Consider the following 15,811-nt stretch of genomic DNA (forward strand, 5'->3'; position numbering starts at 1 on the left):
CCTCACCCCGCCCGGGCGTGGAGCACGCCGTAGACCGTGTACGCCGTCCGGGCGCCCTCGCGCCGCACCGTCACCACGACCGAGCTGCGGTCACGACCGAAGCCCGTCGCCTCCGACCCGCTCACCGCGGCCACCGGCCGCTCTGTCATGCCGCGCGCCGAGAGGCGGGTCCGGTAGGCGAGCAGGACCTGCGTGGCGGGCAGGGTGGTCGAGGCGTCCAACGCCACCTGGAGGCGCGTGCCCGCCGGGGACAGGCTGCTGCTGGTGACCCGTGAGCCGCGCACCGGGCCCAGAGAGCTCGGGAAGCCTGGGGCCAGGCGGTCGGTGACGACGGCGGCGGTGGGGAGCGGCCGGCGTACCAGGACGGGCTTCCGGCCCGGCTCCCGGAGCCCGGGCAGCGGGGAGGGGGTCGAGGTCCCGACCATGGGGACCTCCGCCCTGGGCGAGGGGCTGGTCGAGGGGCTGGGCGAGGGACTGGTCGAGGGGGTGCTGGCCGGGCTCGACTCTTCGGTCGTCCGGGCAGCCGGCTGCGGGGTCCCAGAGTCGGAGCATCCGACACAGCACGCGAGTGTGACGAGCAGTCCGAGCGCCCGTGAGCTGCAGCGTCGCATGAGAATCCCCCTCGTGCTGGCAGCACCAGAACGGGTGCCACTCCCGCGAGTATCACTCGCACGACCGGCCTTCTGGGTCGCCCAATTAGGGGATTCGCCCACGCTCGCCGTCGGCGTGGTCACGGCCGACGCCTCCGTCCGCCCATGAGAGGCTCGTGCAGTGACCACCGAGACGCCGAAGCAGATCCCTTCCGCAGCCATCTCCGACGACCACGCCTTCGCCGCGTGGGCGGCCGACCAGGCCGGTGCCCGCCTCCTGGAGGTCCGTACCCAGGGCCTGGAGGGCAAGGCCCTCAAGGACGCGGGCGACGCCGCGGCCCAGGCGCTCCTGGCCGAGCTCCTCGCCACGCACCGGCCCGACGACGCCGTGCTCTCGGAGGAGGCGGCCGACGACAAGAGCCGGCTCGAGGCCCGGCGGGTGTGGATCATCGACCCGCTCGACGGGACCCGGGAGTTCTCCGAGCCGCCGCGCGACGACTGGGCGGTGCACGTCGCCCTGTGGCAGGACGGAGACCTGGTCGCCGGCGCCGTGGCGCAGCCCGCTCTGGGCGAGACCTTCCACACCGGCATGCCGCCGGTGGTGCCTGCACGCACCTCCGAGCGTCCGCGGATCGCGGTCTCGCGCTCGCGTCCGCCGGCCTTCGTCGAGGCGCTCGCCGCCGAGATCGGCGCCGACCTGGTCCCGATGGGCTCCGCCGGGGTCAAGGTGATGAGCGTGGTGCGCGACGTGGCCGACGCCTACGTGCACGCCGGCGGGCAGTACGAGTGGGACAACGCCGCCCCGGTCGCGGTCGCCCGGGCCGCTGGCCTCTTCTGCTCCCGCGTGGACGGCTCGGAGCTGGCCTACAACCAGGACGACGTCTCGCTGCCCGACCTGATCGTGTGCCGGCCCGAGCTGGCCGACTCGATCGTCGACTTCGTCCGGCGGCACGGCACCGACTGACGCAGCTTCGGCTCAGTACGACGACGGCCGCGGTCCGCACCCCCGAGGGGGCGCGGCCGCGGCCGTCGTGGTGTCGGTCCGCCGGCGTCAGCGGACGTCGTACGGGTGTCAGTAGACGCGGTAGCCGCTCGTCCAGCCCGTGTAGTGCTTGTCGGTGGGGATGGTGACGGTGAACTGGAAGCCGCGACGGTTCGGGGCCTTGACCCGGAAGGCGCCCTTCTTGTTGGTCTTCACCGTCCGCCACTTGACGAACTTCTTGCCCTGCTTGCGCTTGAGGACGACCTTCTTCTTCTTGAACTGCGGCGTGACCTTGCCGTTCAGCCAGAGCTTGTTGGTCTTGATCTTGACCTTGCGCTGGACCGCGATGGCGAACGGAGCCGACTCGCTGGCAGCCAGGTTGTCCTCGTACGTGGTGGTCGCGGCGTAGCCGGAGAAGACCGCCTTGTACATCGAGTTGGTCTTCGGCTTGATGTCGCCGAAGGACATGTAGCCGCTGGCCGGGACGGTGGTGACCGGCACCCAGGTGGCGTCCTTGCTGCTGGCCGAGTACAGGGTGACGGTGCCCTTGTACGCCGAGGTGCCCTTGGAGGTGGTGACCTTGCCGTTCAGCCCGGAGAGCTTGTCGCCGTAGGTGACGGCGTTGCTGTACGCGCTGAGCTCGACGGTGGTGGTGAGGTTCTCGGTGGCGTTCGCCGGAGCGGCGAGGGCCAGGGGGGCGAGCCCGAGCAGGCCGGCGGAGGTGAGGCCTGCGATCAGGCGGGTGGTCTTCATTACCCGGTGTTCCCTTCGTGGAGATGTGGGCGTGTGTGACACACGTGGCGTGAGGGGCCCCCGAGGGCACCGGGCAAGTGATACCCCATCGGGGGTACCCCAAACCACTCGCCTCGCAGACTGCGCATCGCATGGCCCGTTCGGGCCATTCTGGCCGGAACCGGCCCGCGCACCCGGGGGCGCTGTCACCGTGGAGGCATGTGGGACACGATCGACACCGCCACCAGCCACCTCTCGCACGACCGGCCCTGTGCCGAGTGCGGTCACGCCATGCACTCCTACCTGCCGTGCTCGGACAGCTGCGCCTGCCAGCCGGTCCGGGACCTCGCGCGGGTCTGACCCGAACAGCCCGCCACAGCCGGCGGAGCACGCCCGACTCCGCTCCGGTCGCGGCGTAGACTCGAGGAGACCCCCTGCCCGTGCCGGCCGGGGGCTCGTCTCGTGTCGTCCGTCGTCGGAAGGCTTTCCCCTGTGAGCCCTGGCTCCACGCTCACCTCGCTCACCCAGGCGGTCCTCGCCGAACCCGCCCTCGCCGAGTCGATGGCCGACGCCCGCGACGGGACCCTGCGCACGCTGGACCTCACCGGTCCCGCGGCGCTGCGCCCGTTCGTGGTGCGTGGCCTGGTCGACGCCGGCCGGTTCGTGCTGGTGGTCACCGCGACCACCCGGGAGGCCGAGGACCTGGTCGTCGAGCTCGGCGGCCTGGTCGGCGATGCCCGGGTCGCCCACTACCCGTCCTGGGAGACGCTGCCGCACGAGCGGCTCAGCCCGCGCAGCGACACCGTCGGCCGACGGCTGGCGGTGCTGCGCCGCCTGGTGCACCCCGGCGACGACGCCACCAACGGACCCCTCTCGGTGGTGGTGGCGCCGATCCGCTCCGTGCTCCAGCCCCAGGTCAAGGGACTGGCCGACCTGGTGCCGGTGGAGCTGACCAAGGGACAGAGCGCCACCCTCGAGGACGTCGTACGCGGCCTGGCCGACGCGGCATACACCCGGGTGGACCTGGTGGAGAAGCGCGGCGAGTTCGCCGTCCGCGGCGGCATCGTGGACGTCTTCCCGCCCACCGAGGAGCACCCGCTGCGGGTCGAGTTCTGGGGCGACGAGGTGGAGGAGATCCGCACCTTCTCCGTCGCCGACCAGCGCACCCTGGAGGAGGCCTCCCGGCTGTGGGCGCCGCCCTGCCGCGAGCTGCTGCTCACCGACGAGGTCCGCCGCCGGGCCGCCGAGCTCGGGCGGGCCCACCCGCAGCTGCTCGAGCTCACCGACAAGCTCGCCGCCGGCATCGCCGCGGAGGGGATGGAGTCCCTGGCGCCGGTGCTCGTCGACGAGATGGAGCTGCTCGTCGACCTGCTGCCCGCCGAGACCCACGTGCTGGTCCTGGACCCCGAGCGGGTCCGGACCCGCGCCCACGACCTGGTCGCCACCAGCGAGGAGTTCCTGGAGGCCAGCTGGGCCTCGGCCGCCAGCGGCGGCTCGGCCCCCATCGACCTGGCGGTCGCCTCCTACCGCGAGGTCGCCGAGGTCCGCGAGCAGACCCTCGCCTCGGGGCGCCCGTGGTGGTCGATGAGCCCGTTCGGCCTCGGCGACAGCGCCGAGCTCGCCGAGCTCGACCTGGACGTGCGGATCGGCGCCGTCGAGTCGCGCACCCTCGCCGCCCAGCCGGTGGAGAGCTACCGCGGCGACCTGGAGCACGCGCTGCGCGACATCAAGGGCTGGCTCGCCCAGGACTACCGGGTCGTCGTGATGTATCCGGGGCACGGCCCGGCCCAGCGCCTGGTCTCGGTGCTCGGCGAGCACGACGTGCCGGCGCGCCTCGCCGAGCCCCAGGACCCGCCGGCCGCCCCCGGCGTGGTCACGGTGACCTGCGGCCCGCTCCAGCACGGCTTCGTCGAAGCCGACCGCCGGGTGGTGCTGCTGACCGCCGAGGACCTGTCGGGGCAGAAGTCCTCGACCCGCGACATGCGCCGGATGCCGGCGCGGCGCAAGAAGCAGATCGACCCGCTCGAGCTCAAGGCCGGCGACTTCGTCGTGCACGAGAAGCACGGCGTGGGCCGGTTCGTGGAGATGAAGCAGCGCACCGTCCAGGGGGCGGTCCGCGAGTACCTGGTGCTGGAGTACGGCGCCTCCAAGCGCGGCGCGCCGCCGGACCGGCTCTACGTGCCGGCCGACACCCTCGACCAGGTGACCCGGTACGTCGGCGGCGAGCAGCCCGCCCTGGACCGGCTCGGCGGCGCCGACTGGACCAAGCGGAAGAACAAGGCGCGCAAGGCGGTCCGGGAGATCGCCGCCGAGCTGATCAAGCTCTACGCCGCCCGGCAGGCGACCCAGGGCCACGCCTTCGGCCCGGACACGCCCTGGCAGCGGGAGATGGAGGACGCCTTCCCGTTCGCCGAGACCCCCGACCAGCTGACCACCGTCGAGGAGGTCAAGGCCGACATGCGCAAGACCGTGCCGATGGACCGGCTGGTCTGCGGCGACGTCGGCTACGGCAAGACCGAGATCGCGGTGCGGGCGGCCTTCAAGGCGGTCCAGGACGGCAAGCAGGTGGCGGTGCTGGTGCCGACCACGCTGCTGGTCACCCAGCACCTGAGCACGTTCACCGAGCGGATGAGCAACTTCCCGGTGGTGCTCAAGGCCCTGAGCCGCTTCCAGAGCGACAAGGAGGCCAAGGAGGTGCTGGCCGGGCTGGCCGACGGCAGCATCGACATCGTCGTCGGCACCCACCGGCTGCTCGGCAAGGAGGTGCGGTTCAAGGACCTCGGGCTGATCATCGTCGACGAGGAGCAGCGCTTCGGTGTCGAGCACAAGGAGCAGATGAAGCAGCTGCGTACCTCGGTCGACGTGCTGTCGATGAGCGCCACCCCGATCCCGCGGACCCTGGAGATGGCGGTCACCGGGATCCGGGAGATGTCGACCATCACCACCCCGCCCGAGGAGCGGCACCCGGTGCTGACCTACGTCGGCGCCTACGAGGACCGCCAGGTGATCGCGGCGATCCGGCGCGAGCTGCTGCGCGACGGGCAGGTCTTCTTCATCCACAACCGGGTGAACTCGATCGAGAAGCAGGCCGCGCGGATCCGGGAGCTGGTGCCCGAGGCACGGGTCGCCACCGCCCACGGGCAGATGAACGAGCGACAGCTCGAGCAGGTGATGCTGGACTTCTGGGAGAAGAAGTTCGACGTCCTGGTCTGCACCACCCTGGTGGAGTCCGGCCTCGACGTCTCCAACGCCAACACCATGATCATCGAGCGGGCCGACACCCTCGGCCTCAGCCAGCTGCACCAGCTGCGGGGTCGCGTGGGCCGTTCGCGCGAGCGCGCCTACGCCTACTTCCTCTACCCCTCGGAGAAGCCGCTGACCGAGACCGCGCACGAGCGGCTCGCCACCCTGGCCCAGCACTCCGACCTCGGTGGCGGCATGGCGATCGCGATGAAGGACCTGGAGATCCGCGGCGCCGGCAACCTGCTCGGCGGCGAGCAGTCGGGCCACATCGCCGACGTCGGCTTCGACCTCTACGTGCGCCTAGTCGGCGAGGCGGTGAGCGAGTTCCGGGGCGAGGAGTCCCAGGAGGACGAGGAGGTCCGGATCGAGCTGCCCGTCGACGCCCACCTGCCGCACGACTACGTGCCGAGCGAGCGGCTGCGGCTGGAGATGTACAAGCGCCTCTCGGAGGTGCGCGCCGACGCCGACGTCGAGGAGATCCGCGCCGAGCTGGTCGACCGCTACGGCCCGCCGCCGGAGGTCGTCGAGACCCTGCTGGTGGTCGCCCGGTTCCGGGCACGGGCCCGTCGCGCCGGGCTGACCGAGATCGGTCTGGCCGGCAAGAACGTGCGGTTCGCGCCGGTCACGCTGCCCGACTCGCGGCAGGTGCGGCTCCAGCGGCTCTACCCCAAGGGCAAGCTGCACAGCCAGGTCGACGCCCTGATGGTGCCGCGGCCCCTCGGGTCGGCGAACGGGTCCGGCATCGCCCTGCTTCAATGGGCCTACGGGGTGATCGACCAGATCATCGACCCGGAGCCTGCCGGCGCCGCCGCCAGCTGACCCCGCCGTACCGCTCGACCCGCTCGATACTGCTCGATTCCGCTCGATCCAGAGGAGAACCTGTGAGCTCGTCCCGCCCCCGCCGCATCGTCACCCTGGCGGCCGCCGCCGTCCTCCTCGGCGGCTGCGGAGGCTCCGTGTCCGACTCCGGCACGGCCGCGACCGTGGGCGACGAGGCGATCTCGGTGGCCGAGGTCGACAACCTGGCCAAGGCGCTCTGCGCGGACTCCGAGGACCAGCTCGCCGAGGCCGGGCAGGAGGTGCCGATGGCGGTGGTGCGCCAGTCGGCGCTGAACATCCTCGTGGTCACCGGCGCCGCCCAGCAGATCGCCGACAAGTACGAGGTGGAGCCCGGCGCGGACTACGAGCGCGCCCGCTCCGCCGCTCGGCAGCAGGCCAAGCTCTTCGACGAGGAGCAGCAGGACGGATTCGTCGTCGCCGCCTCCGCCGACGCGCTGATCCAGGGCGTGATGACCGCCACCGGTGAGCAGCTGCTGATCGAGGAGGGCGTGGCCAAGCCCACCGAGGAGGAGGCGATCCAGCGCGGCTCGGAGACGTTCTGGAGCTGGCCCGAGGTCCTCGACCTCGACGTCAACCCCGTCTTCGACGTCGAGGAGGTCCAGGGACAGCTCCGTCCGGCCGCCGGCGCGGACCAGGTGAGCTTCCCCGTCTCGGCGACCGCCCAGTCCGCGAGCGACCCGGAGCAGGCCGCCAGCGGGTTGCCGGCGTACCTGCGCTGCGGCTGACCGACGCCGTGGGCGAGACCGAGGACGGGCAGCCGCTGCTCGAGCTCGCCGCGGTGATGCGGCGACTGCGGGCCGAGTGCCCGTGGAAGGCCGCCCAGACCCACCGGTCGCTGGCCAGGTTCCTGGTCGAGGAGACCTGGGAGACCCTCGAGGCGATCGACTCCGGGGACGCAGGCGGCGACTGGGAGCACCTGCGCGAGGAGCTCGGCGACCTGCTGCTTCAGGTCTACTTCCACGGGGCGATCGCCGAGGAGTCGGGGACGTTCACCCTCGACGACGTGGCCCGCGGGATCACCGAGAAGCTGCGCCGGCGCAACCCGCACGTCTTCGGCGACGCGGCCGCCCCCGAGGGCAGCGCGCTGGACGCCGCCGCCGTCAACGAGCTGTGGGAGCAGGCTAAGGCGGCGGAGAAGCAGCGGACGTCGGTCCTCGACGGCCTGCCCCCCGGGCTGCCGGCGCTGCTGCTCGCCGACAAGGTGCTGGACCGGCTCGAGCGCGCCGGCGCTGCCCCGTTCGGCCCGGCATCCTCAGACCTTGCGGGACGTCCTGGGGAGCGGTCGCCGGAGCGACCGGCCACCATGACGTCCGAGGAGGTGGGGGAGGAGCTGCTCGCCGTGGTGGCCCGGGCGCGAGCCGACGGCGTCGACCCCGAGCAGGCGCTGCGCGACGCCGTACGCCGCCTCGCTGCCCCTCCCGCCTGAGCGCGCCTCCCTCCTACCGCGGGCGCGGCCGGAGCGGGTGAGACGTGGCGCACTAGTCTGGCCTTGAAACCCCTGTCTACCTCCCAGGAGCAGCACGTGGCATCCATCGAACTTGTCGGCGCCCGCGAGATCCTCGACTCCCGCGGCAACCCCACCGTCGAGGTCGAGGTCCTCCTCGACGACGGTTCGTTCGGCCGCGCCGACGTCCCGTCCGGCGCCTCCACCGGGGCCTTCGAGGCGGTCGAGCTCCGCGACGGCACCAAGCGGTACGGCGGCAAGGGCGTCGCGAAGGCGGTCCAGGCCGTCATCGAGCAGATCGGCCCCGCGGTGATCGGGCTCGAGGCCGACGACCAGCGCCTGGTCGACCAGGCAATGATCGACCTCGACGGCACCCCCAACAAGGCCAAGCTCGGCGCCAACGCGATCCTCGGCGTCTCGCTCGCGGTCGCCAAGGCCTCCGCGGACTCCGCCGGCCTGCCGCTCTTCCGCTACGTCGGTGGCCCCAACGCGCACCTGCTCCCGGTGCCGATGATGAACATCCTCAACGGCGGTGCCCACGCGGACACCAACGTCGACATCCAGGAGTTCATGATCGCCCCGATCGGCGCCCCCACCTTCGGTGAGGCGCTGCAGCAGGGTGCCGAGGTCTACCACGCGCTCAAGGCCGTGCTGAAGAAGAAGGGCCTGGCCACCGGTGTCGGCGACGAGGGCGGCTTCGCCCCCGACCTGCCGTCCAACCGCGACGCGCTCGACCTGATCGCCGAGGCCGTCGGCACGACCGGCCTGACCCTGGGCCGCGACGTCGTGCTGGCCCTCGACGTGGCCGCGACCGAGTTCCACGAGAAGGGCGCCTACGCCTTCGAGGGGAACCAGAAGACGGCCGACCAGATGATCGCCTACTACGCGGACCTGGTCTCCTCCTACCCGATCGTCTCGATCGAGGACCCGCTCGACGAGGAGGACTGGGACGGCTGGAAGGCGATCACCGAGCAGCTCGGCTCCCGTACGCAGCTGGTCGGCGACGACCTCTTCGTCACCAACGTGGAGCGGCTCCAGCGCGGCATCACCGGCGGCCAGGCGAACGCGATGCTGGTCAAGGTCAACCAGATCGGTTCGCTCTCGGAGACCCTGGACGCCGTCGACCTCGCGCACCGCGCCGGCTACCGCAACATGATGAGCCACCGCTCGGGCGAGACCGAGGACACCACCATCGCCGACCTCGCGGTGGCCACCAACTGCGGCCAGATCAAGACCGGCGCCCCGGCCCGGTCCGAGCGGGTCGCGAAGTACAACCAGCTCCTGCGCATCGAGGACCAGCTCGGTGACGCGGCACGCTACGCCGGTGCGGGCGCCTTCCCGCGTTTCACCGGCTGATCGGGAGAGACTGGTCGCCTGATGGCGACACGACGTACCCCCCGCTCCACTCCGGGCGGCACCCGACGACCCGGTCAGCGTGGCCCAGCGCCGCGCGGCCGGGTCGTCGGCGCGTCCGCCCGGCTCCCCGGCCCGCGGACCGGGGAGCACCCCGTCACCGCCCCGGCTCCCCGGCGGCGTCCGCGGCTGACCGGCCGCGCCGGCGTGCTGATGCTGGTCCTCGCCGTGCTCGCGGTCTCCTACGCCTCCTCGTTGCGGGCCTACCTGGACCAGCGCGAGCACATCGAGGAGACGCAGGCCGCGATCGAGCAGCGCCGGGCCAGCATCGAGGCGCTGGAGCGGGAGAAGCTGCGCTGGGAGGACCCCGCATTCGTGCGCACCCAGGCGCGCGCCCGGTTCGGCTACCTGATGCCCGGCGAGGTCGGCTTCCAGGTGCTCGACGAGCAGGGCGAGCCGCTGGACGGCCCGACCGGGCTGACCGATCCGGCCACGGTCGGCGACCAGACCCCGACACCGTGGTGGAGCGACGCCTGGGACTCCGTGGAGCTCGCGGGCAACCCGCCGCCGCCGGCACCCGAGCCGACCCGGAAGATCGACGGCGTGAAGAAGAACGAGGAACAGACGCAGTGAGCAACACCAGGATCGACCCGTCCGACGAGCAGGCGATCGCCCAGCAGCTGGGACGCGAGCCCCGCGGCATCCACGCGGTCGGCCACCGGTGCCCGTGCGGCAACCCGGACGTCGTGACCACCGAGCCGCGGCTGCCCAACGGCACGCCGTTCCCCACCACCTTCTACCTGACCTGTCCGCGCGCCGCGTCCCGGATCGGGACGCTGGAGGGCGGGGGACTGATGAAGGAGATGCAGGCGCGCCTGGGCGAGGACCCCGAGCTGGCCGCGGCCTACCGCGCCGCGCACGAGCGCTACCTGGCCGCCCGCGACGAGATCGCCCGGGAGGCCGGGCTGGAGGTCCCCGAGATCGAGGGCATCTCCGCCGGCGGGATGCCCGACCGGGTCAAGTGCCTGCACGTGCTGGCCGGCCAGTCGCTGGCCCAGGGCCGGGGCGTCAACCCGCTGGGCGACGAGGTGCTCGACCTGCTGGGGGAGTGGTGGGCCGACGGTCCGTGCGTCGCCCCCGAGGAGAACAACGGTGGTTGAGGAGGGCGCCCCGCGCCCGTCTCGAAACCCCGTCGCCGCGATCGACTGCGGCACCAACACCGTCAAGCTGCTGATCGGCTCGATGCCCGAGGTGGCGGTCCGCGAGATGCGGATGGTCCGGCTCGGCGAGGGGGTCGACACCACCGGGCTGCTCTCGGCCGAGGCGCTGGCCCGCTGCTTCGCCGCGATCGACGAGTACGCCGCGCTGATCGCCGAGCACGGCGTCCCCCGGGACCGGATCCGGTTCTGCGCCACCTCGGCCACCCGGGACGCGGCCAACGCCGACGTCTTCGCCGCCGGGGTGCAGGAGCGGCTCGGGGTCCGGCCCGAGGTGATCGCCGGCCACGAGGAGGCGGCGCTCGCCTTCGACGGGGCGGTCCGCAACCTGCGCACCCCGGCGGAGCCGCCGGTGCTGGTGGTCGACATCGGCGGCGGCTCCACCGAGCTGGTGCTGGGCACGCACGCCCCGGAGGCGTCGATCTCCCTGGACATCGGGTCGGTGCGCCTGCACGAGCGGCACCTGCGCGACGACCCGCCGACCGCCGAGCAGGTGGCCGCCTGCGCCGCCGACGTGGACGCCGCCCTGGACGCCGCGGAGGCGGCCGGGGTCGAGCTGGGCCGCGCCGCGACGGTGGTGGGGGTCGCCGGGACCTGCACGACGATCGCGGCCGGCTGCCTGGACCTGCCGGCGTACGACCGGGAGGCGATCGACCAGGCGGTGGTGCCCGTCTCCGACACCCACGCCTTCATCGACCGGGTCGTCGCCGCCCCGGTCGCGGAGCGGCTGCGGATGCCGTTCATGCACCCCGGCCGTGCCGACGTGATCGACGCCGGCGCGCTGATCCTGGACCGGGTGCTGCGCCGTACGTCGGTCTACTCCTGGACGGTCTCGGAGTCCGACATCCTCGACGGCATCGCCTGGTCGGTGGCCTCGCGCAGCACCTGAGGCGGTGCCGCCCACAGGGCGGCCACGTGCCGGGCGTCGGTGCCGCAGCACCCGCCGAGGATGCTCAACCGGGGCAGCAGGGCGCCCAGGGCCAGGTGGTCCACCGCGAACTGCTCCGGGTCGCCCTCGTCGAGCTCCTCCGCCTCGTCCAGCTCGGCGTGGGAGAGCGCCGAGGCGTTGGCGCGCACCCCGACCACCCGCTCCCGCCACGCGCCGCCGTCGGCCAGGGCGCGGGCCAGGTGCGTGGGGTGGGCGCCGATGCCCCGCATCACCGCCACCGCGCCCTGGTTGAGCCGGTCGAGCTCGTCGGGGGAGTAGCCGAGGCGGCCGGCCCAGTCGGGACTGGCTCGCCAGGTGGGACTCTCCAGCAGCAGGGTCGCGTCGTGGCGACGGGCGATCTCGGCGTACCCGTCGTAGTAGTCGGACAGCAGCGAGCGGCCACGCGTGTCGCCCACCAGCGGGAACGCCGCGAAGTCGGGGAGCGTGACGCCGTGGTGGAACAGCAGGTCGGTCTCGAGTCCGCCGTCGGTGACGAAAGGCCGGTGATCGAGCTGCGCGAGTGGTGTGGCCATGAGCTGCCTCCCATCGGCTGATCCGCCCGTCGTAGCACTCCGTGACGCCGGGCTACAAGGGGTCGGTGCTCAACGACCCGCGGTGTCGCACCAGGCGCACGAGCTGCTCCCGCAGGTGCCGGATAGCGGGACTGTCGTCCATGGTGCGGCGCCACAGCATCCGCACCGTCCGGGTGGGGACCGGGTCGACCACGGGCACCGCCACCACCTCCTCGGGCAGCGGTCCGCGGCCCAGCCGGGGGACCAGGGCAACCGCGACGCCCTCCTGGACCAGCCGGACCTGGGACTCGAACTCGAACGACCAGAAGCTGACCGCCGGCAGGCGCAGGCCGGCGAACATGACCTGGAACCAGTCGTGGCAGATGGTGCCGGGGTGGGTGCTGGCCCACGTCTCGTCCTGCAGGTCGGCGGCAGCCACCCGCTGCCGCGCGGCGAGCGGGTGGTCCCGGTGCACCAGCAGGTCGGCCACGTCGAGGCCCAGGTGCTCGTCGCGCACCCGGCTCGGCACGGGCAGCCCGACCCCCACCCAGCTGTGCACCAGCGCGAGGTCGACCTGGCCGGAGGCGACCAGTCCGACGGCCTCGGCGGGGTCGACCTCGGTGACCGTCAGGGCGAGCTCGGGCGCGCTGCACCGCAGGTCCGCGGCGAGCGGGGCGACCAGCCCGCGGACGCCGGTGGAGAACGCGGCGAGCCGCAGCGAGCCGGCGATCTCCCCGCCGTGCGCCAGCAGCGCCGACTCCAGCGACTCGACCCGGGCCAGCACGTCGCGACCCTCCGCGACCAGCAGCCGGGCCTGCTCGGTCAGCACCACCCGGCGACCCACCCGCTCGGTGAGCGGGACGCCGGCCTGCGCCTCCAGCCGCTTGATCTGCTGGGAGACCGCGGACGGGGTGTAGCCGAGCGTGGCCGCGGCCGCGCCGACGGTGCCCTGGGCGTCCAGGGCTAGCAGGGACTGCAGGGCGACGAGGTCGATCATGAAGCAACGCTACCGGGTCGAGCCCCCGATCGTGCGATGGACGTGAACGGTCGGCTCGACGGACCATGGGTGACGTGCCCCTCAAGGACTCCCTGCTCGCCACCCTCGTCGCCGTCATCTGGGGCGTCAACTTCGTCGTCATCGATGCCGGCCTCGACGACGACATGCCGCCGCTGCTCTTCGCCGCGCTGCGGTTCGCCGTGGTCTCACTCGCAGTCGTGGTGGTCGCCCGGCCGGCCGTCGCGTTCCGCCAGGTGGCGCTGGTCGGGCTCTTCATGAGCGTGGGCCAGTTCGGGCTGCTCTACTCCGCCCTGGCGATGGGGATGCCGCCGGGCCTGGCCTCGCTGGTGCTCCAGGCGCAGGTGGTGCTCACCGTCGTCTTCGCGGCGGTCCGGCTCGCCGAACGGCCGACCGGCGCGCAGGTCGTCGGCGTCGTGCTCGGCGCGGTCGGCCTGGGCGTCGTCGCCCTCGGCCGGAGCGCCGCCACCCCCCTGCTGGCGCTGCTGGTCACCGTGGCCGCCGCGGCCTCCTGGGCGTGCGGCAACGTGGTGGCCCGCCGGGCGGGTGCCGCCTCCGGGTTCGGGCTGACGGTGTGGTCGGCCACCGTGGTGCCGGTCCCGCTGCTGGTGCTCAGCCTGCTCCTCGACGGGCCCGCCGAGGTCGGGCATGCCCTGACCTCGCTGTCGCTCGCGGCGGTGCTCTCCACGGCGTACACCGCGGTGCTCGCCTCGTGGGTCGGCTACGGCATCTGGAACTCGCTGCTGGCCCGGCACCGCACGTCGGCGGTGGTCCCGTTCACGCTGCTGGTGCCGCTGGTCGGGATGGTCTCGGCCTGGCTGGTGCTGGAGGAGGTGCCGAACGCGGCCGAGGCCGGCGGCGGGGTCGTCCTGCTGCTGGGGGTGGCCACCGCCGCGCTCGGCCGGTTCGGCCCGGGCGGGCGCCCGGGGCCTCAGCCCGCCTCCGCTGCGTACAGTGCAGCTGTGGAGGAGCGCGTGGACGCCGTGCCCGGACGGCGGTGAGGCACCCGGTCACCGGCCAGGAGTTCGACTCCCCGGTGCCCCCGGGCACCGGCTGGCCCGACGACCCCGCGCAGCCCGGCACCGAGGTCGCGCACGACGCGGACGACGTACGCCGGCTCGCCGGCACCGAGCGGCTCGACGAGCTCGACGCCCGGGTCAGCGTCTGCTCGGCCTGCCCCCGGCTGGTCGCCTGGCGCGAGGAGGTCGCGCACACCAAGCGGGCCTCGTTCGCCGACCAGCCCTACTGGGGCCGGCCGATCGCCGGCTGGGGCGACCCCGAGCCCGGGGTGCTCATCGTCGGGCTGGCGCCGGCCGCCAACGGGGGCAACCGCACCGGCCGCATCTTCACCGGCGACAGCTCGGGCGACTGGCTCTTCGCCAGCCTGCACCGGGTCGGCCTGGCCGCGCAGGCCACGTCGGTGCACGCCGGCGACGGGCAGCGGCTGCTGGGCGCCCGGATGGTCGCCACCGTCCGCTGCGCTCCGCCGGCCAACAAGCCGACGCCGACCGAGCGCGACACCTGCGCGCCGTGGATCAACCAGGAGATCGCCGTGGTGCGTCCGCACCTGCGGGCGGTGGTGGCGCTGGGGGCCTACGGGTGGGACGGCGCCCTGCGCGCGCTGCGTGGCGCCGGGGTCGCCGTGCCCTCGCCCAAGCCCAAGTTCGGCCACGGCATCGAGGTGCCGCTCGACGGGCTCACCCTGCTGGGCTGCTACCACCCCTCGCAGCACAACACCTTCACCGGACGCCTCACGCCGGCGATGCTCGACGAGGTGCTGGGCCGTGCCCGCGACCTGGCCGGGCTGGGTCACCGGCCGGACACCGAGGGGTGAGGCCGGTGGGTAAGAATGGCGTCCATGACTGACGCAGGGACGCTGCACGCCATCACCGTGGTGGGCCACGACCGCCCGGGGATCATCGCCGAGACCACCGACCGGCTGGCCGCGCTGGGCCTCAACATCGAGGACACCTCGATGACCCTGCTGCGGGGCCACTTCGCGATGACGCTGGTCTGCGCCGGCTCCGCCTCGGACACCGAGCTGGAGGGCGCCCTGGCGCCGCTGGCCGAGGACGGCACCCTGACGGTGACCGTGCGCGAGGTCCCGCGTGAGCAGTCCCCCTACGAGACCGCCTCGGCCTGGGTGCTGACGGTGCACGGCGGCGACCGGCCCGGCATCGTCTCCCGGATCGCGGCCGAGGTGGCCCGCGTCGGCGGCAACATCACCGATCTGACCACCCGCCTGTCCGGCGACCTCTACCTCCTCCTCGCCGAGGTGGCCCTGCCCGCCGACGCCGACGTCGAGGGGCTCGAGCGCGCGGTCAAGGACGCCGCCGAGGCGCTCGGCGTGGGCGCCTCCCTGCGGCCCGCGGAGGCCGACGAGCTGTGAGCGGGACCAACGACCGGCTCGTCTCCTGGACCGAGGACGAGCTGGGGGTGACCGGGCGCGTCCTGGACGTCGTACGCGCTCCCGCCGCGGTGCTGTCCACCGACGGCGTCCGGGTGGACCCCACCGCCCCCGAGGTCGTCCAGCTCGCCGCCGACCTGGTGGCGACCATGCGGGTCTCGCCCGGCTGCGTCGGCCTGGCCGCGCCCCAGGTCGGGGTGGGCAGCAAGGTCTTCTGCGTCGATGTCACCGACCACCCCAAGACCCGCACCGGCCACGGCACGTTCGTGCTCTGCAACGCCGAGGTCGTCGAGGCCACCCGCAAGGAGAAGGCGCGCGAGGGGTGCATGAGCGTCCCGGACCTGACCGGCGACGTGAAGCGCGGCTCGCGGGTGCTGGTGCGCGGGCAGCTGCCGGGGACCGGCGAGGAGATCGAGGTGCGCACCGACGGGTTCGAGGCGCGCTGCCTCCAGCACGAGATCGACCACTGCGACGGCCTGCTCTTCCTCGACCGGGTGGCCGGAGCCCACGCCGTCTACGCTCGCCAGACCTACCTCTGAGCCTCCGGG

General features: G+C 73.2%; 17 protein-coding genes. 13 read left to right on the top strand and 4 right to left on the bottom strand.

From position 1 onward, the window contains the following. Window positions 1-2: 2 nt before the first annotated feature. Complete coding sequence (locus tag H8838_RS04785; RefSeq protein WP_181311575.1) at window positions 3-425, bottom strand: hypothetical protein; 423 nt, start codon at window positions 423-425, stop codon at window positions 3-5. 346 nt (window positions 426-771) lie between these two features. Between H8838_RS04785 and H8838_RS04790 the strand changes: the two genes are divergently transcribed. Beyond that, the gene (locus tag H8838_RS04790) at window positions 772-1,554 is read left to right on the top strand and encodes a 3'(2'),5'-bisphosphate nucleotidase CysQ (RefSeq protein ID WP_224766384.1); all 783 of its coding nucleotides are present in this window, start codon (window positions 772-774) and stop codon (window positions 1,552-1,554) included. Window positions 1,555-1,662: 108 nt separating this feature from the next. Here the strand turns inward: H8838_RS04790 and H8838_RS04795 are convergent, their stop codons facing one another. Beyond that, a complete protein-coding gene (locus H8838_RS04795) occupies window positions 1,663-2,325 on the bottom strand; it encodes a hypothetical protein (protein ID WP_181311574.1) in 663 nt (220 codons plus the stop codon). A 198-nt stretch (window positions 2,326-2,523) separates the two neighbouring features. On the opposite strand from H8838_RS04795, the gene H8838_RS04800 reads away from it, so the two are divergent. The 8 genes from H8838_RS04800 (at window position 2,524) to H8838_RS04835 (ending at window position 11,290) form a co-directional block, all read left to right on the top strand. Continuing rightward, window positions 2,524-2,664 carry a hypothetical protein gene (locus tag H8838_RS04800; protein WP_181311573.1) on the top strand — a complete coding sequence of 47 codons (141 nt, stop codon included), beginning with the start codon at window positions 2,524-2,526 and terminating at the stop codon, window positions 2,662-2,664. A 201-nt stretch (window positions 2,665-2,865) separates the two neighbouring features. Beyond that, window positions 2,866-6,366: a transcription-repair coupling factor gene (gene mfd / locus H8838_RS04805; protein WP_185996104.1), complete on the top strand. Its 3,501-nt coding sequence runs from the start codon at window positions 2,866-2,868 to the stop codon at window positions 6,364-6,366. A gap of 62 nt (window positions 6,367-6,428) precedes the next feature. Continuing rightward, the gene (locus H8838_RS04810; RefSeq protein WP_185996058.1) at window positions 6,429-7,112 is read left to right on the top strand and encodes a hypothetical protein; all 684 of its coding nucleotides are present in this window, start codon (window positions 6,429-6,431) and stop codon (window positions 7,110-7,112) included. 8 nt (window positions 7,113-7,120) lie between these two features. Then, window positions 7,121-7,813 carry a MazG family protein gene (locus H8838_RS04815; protein ID WP_224766385.1) on the top strand — a complete coding sequence of 231 codons (693 nt, stop codon included), beginning with the start codon at window positions 7,121-7,123 and terminating at the stop codon, window positions 7,811-7,813. 96 nt (window positions 7,814-7,909) lie between these two features. Beyond that, entirely contained in the window at window positions 7,910-9,187 is a 1,278-nt protein-coding gene (gene eno / locus H8838_RS04820) for a phosphopyruvate hydratase (RefSeq protein WP_181311571.1), read from the top strand. 21 nt (window positions 9,188-9,208) lie between these two features. Then, complete coding sequence (locus tag H8838_RS04825; protein ID WP_181311570.1) at window positions 9,209-9,817, top strand: FtsB family cell division protein; 609 nt, start codon at window positions 9,209-9,211, stop codon at window positions 9,815-9,817. Next, complete coding sequence (locus tag H8838_RS04830) at window positions 9,814-10,344, top strand: DUF501 domain-containing protein (protein ID WP_181311569.1); 531 nt, start codon at window positions 9,814-9,816, stop codon at window positions 10,342-10,344. Before H8838_RS04825 ends, H8838_RS04830 begins: the two co-directional genes overlap by 4 nt. Next, complete coding sequence (locus H8838_RS04835) at window positions 10,337-11,290, top strand: Ppx/GppA phosphatase family protein (protein ID WP_224766386.1); 954 nt, start codon at window positions 10,337-10,339, stop codon at window positions 11,288-11,290. The genes H8838_RS04830 and H8838_RS04835 overlap by 8 nt, the downstream gene beginning before the upstream one ends. On the opposite strand, the gene H8838_RS04840 is transcribed toward H8838_RS04835, so the two are convergent. After that, on the bottom strand, window positions 11,218-11,862 hold the full coding sequence (locus H8838_RS04840; protein WP_185996059.1) for a homocysteine S-methyltransferase family protein: 645 nt from the start codon (window positions 11,860-11,862) through the stop codon (window positions 11,218-11,220). The genes H8838_RS04835 and H8838_RS04840 overlap by 73 nt on opposite strands. A 52-nt stretch (window positions 11,863-11,914) precedes the next feature. Next, a complete protein-coding gene (locus tag H8838_RS04845) occupies window positions 11,915-12,838 on the bottom strand; it encodes a LysR substrate-binding domain-containing protein (protein ID WP_181311565.1) in 924 nt (307 codons plus the stop codon). Between the two features lie 65 nt (window positions 12,839-12,903). Between H8838_RS04845 and H8838_RS04850 the strand changes: the two genes are divergently transcribed. The 4 genes from H8838_RS04850 to def are packed head-to-tail and all read left to right on the top strand — an operon-like array spanning window position 12,904 to window position 15,802. After that, a complete protein-coding gene (locus H8838_RS04850) occupies window positions 12,904-13,857 on the top strand; it encodes an EamA family transporter (protein ID WP_224766387.1) in 954 nt (317 codons plus the stop codon). Then, on the top strand, window positions 13,854-14,690 hold the full coding sequence (locus tag H8838_RS04855) for a uracil-DNA glycosylase (RefSeq protein WP_181311564.1): 837 nt from the start codon (window positions 13,854-13,856) through the stop codon (window positions 14,688-14,690). The genes H8838_RS04850 and H8838_RS04855 overlap by 4 nt, the downstream gene beginning before the upstream one ends. A 24-nt stretch (window positions 14,691-14,714) precedes the next feature. After that, a complete protein-coding gene (locus H8838_RS04860) occupies window positions 14,715-15,245 on the top strand; it encodes a glycine cleavage system protein R (protein ID WP_181311563.1) in 531 nt (176 codons plus the stop codon). Then, window positions 15,242-15,802: a peptide deformylase gene (gene def / locus H8838_RS04865; protein ID WP_181311562.1), complete on the top strand. Its 561-nt coding sequence runs from the start codon at window positions 15,242-15,244 to the stop codon at window positions 15,800-15,802. The genes H8838_RS04860 and def overlap by 4 nt, the downstream gene beginning before the upstream one ends. The last annotated feature ends 9 nt before the right edge of the window (window positions 15,803-15,811 follow it).

The organism is Nocardioides campestrisoli, assembly GCF_013624435.2.
Lineage (GTDB): Bacteria > Actinomycetota > Actinomycetes > Propionibacteriales > Nocardioidaceae > Nocardioides > Nocardioides campestrisoli.

Coding starts and splice junctions, on each gene's coding strand:
- H8838_RS04860 (WP_181311563.1), top strand. CDS start 14,715: ATGACTGACGCAGGGACGCTGCACGCCATCACCGTGGTGGGCCACGAC.
- H8838_RS04850 (WP_224766387.1), top strand. CDS start 12,904: ATGGGTGACGTGCCCCTCAAGGACTCCCTGCTCGCCACCCTCGTCGCC.
- H8838_RS04795 (WP_181311574.1), bottom strand. CDS start 2,325: ATGAAGACCACCCGCCTGATCGCAGGCCTCACCTCCGCCGGCCTGCTC.
- H8838_RS04785 (WP_181311575.1), bottom strand. CDS start 425: ATGGTCGGGACCTCGACCCCCTCCCCGCTGCCCGGGCTCCGGGAGCCG.
- H8838_RS04825 (WP_181311570.1), top strand. CDS start 9,209: ATGGCGACACGACGTACCCCCCGCTCCACTCCGGGCGGCACCCGACGA.
- H8838_RS04800 (WP_181311573.1), top strand. CDS start 2,524: ATGTGGGACACGATCGACACCGCCACCAGCCACCTCTCGCACGACCGG.
- H8838_RS04845 (WP_181311565.1), bottom strand. CDS start 12,838: ATGATCGACCTCGTCGCCCTGCAGTCCCTGCTAGCCCTGGACGCCCAG.
- mfd (WP_185996104.1), top strand. CDS start 2,866: ATGGCCGACGCCCGCGACGGGACCCTGCGCACGCTGGACCTCACCGGT.
- H8838_RS04840 (WP_185996059.1), bottom strand. CDS start 11,862: ATGGCCACACCACTCGCGCAGCTCGATCACCGGCCTTTCGTCACCGAC.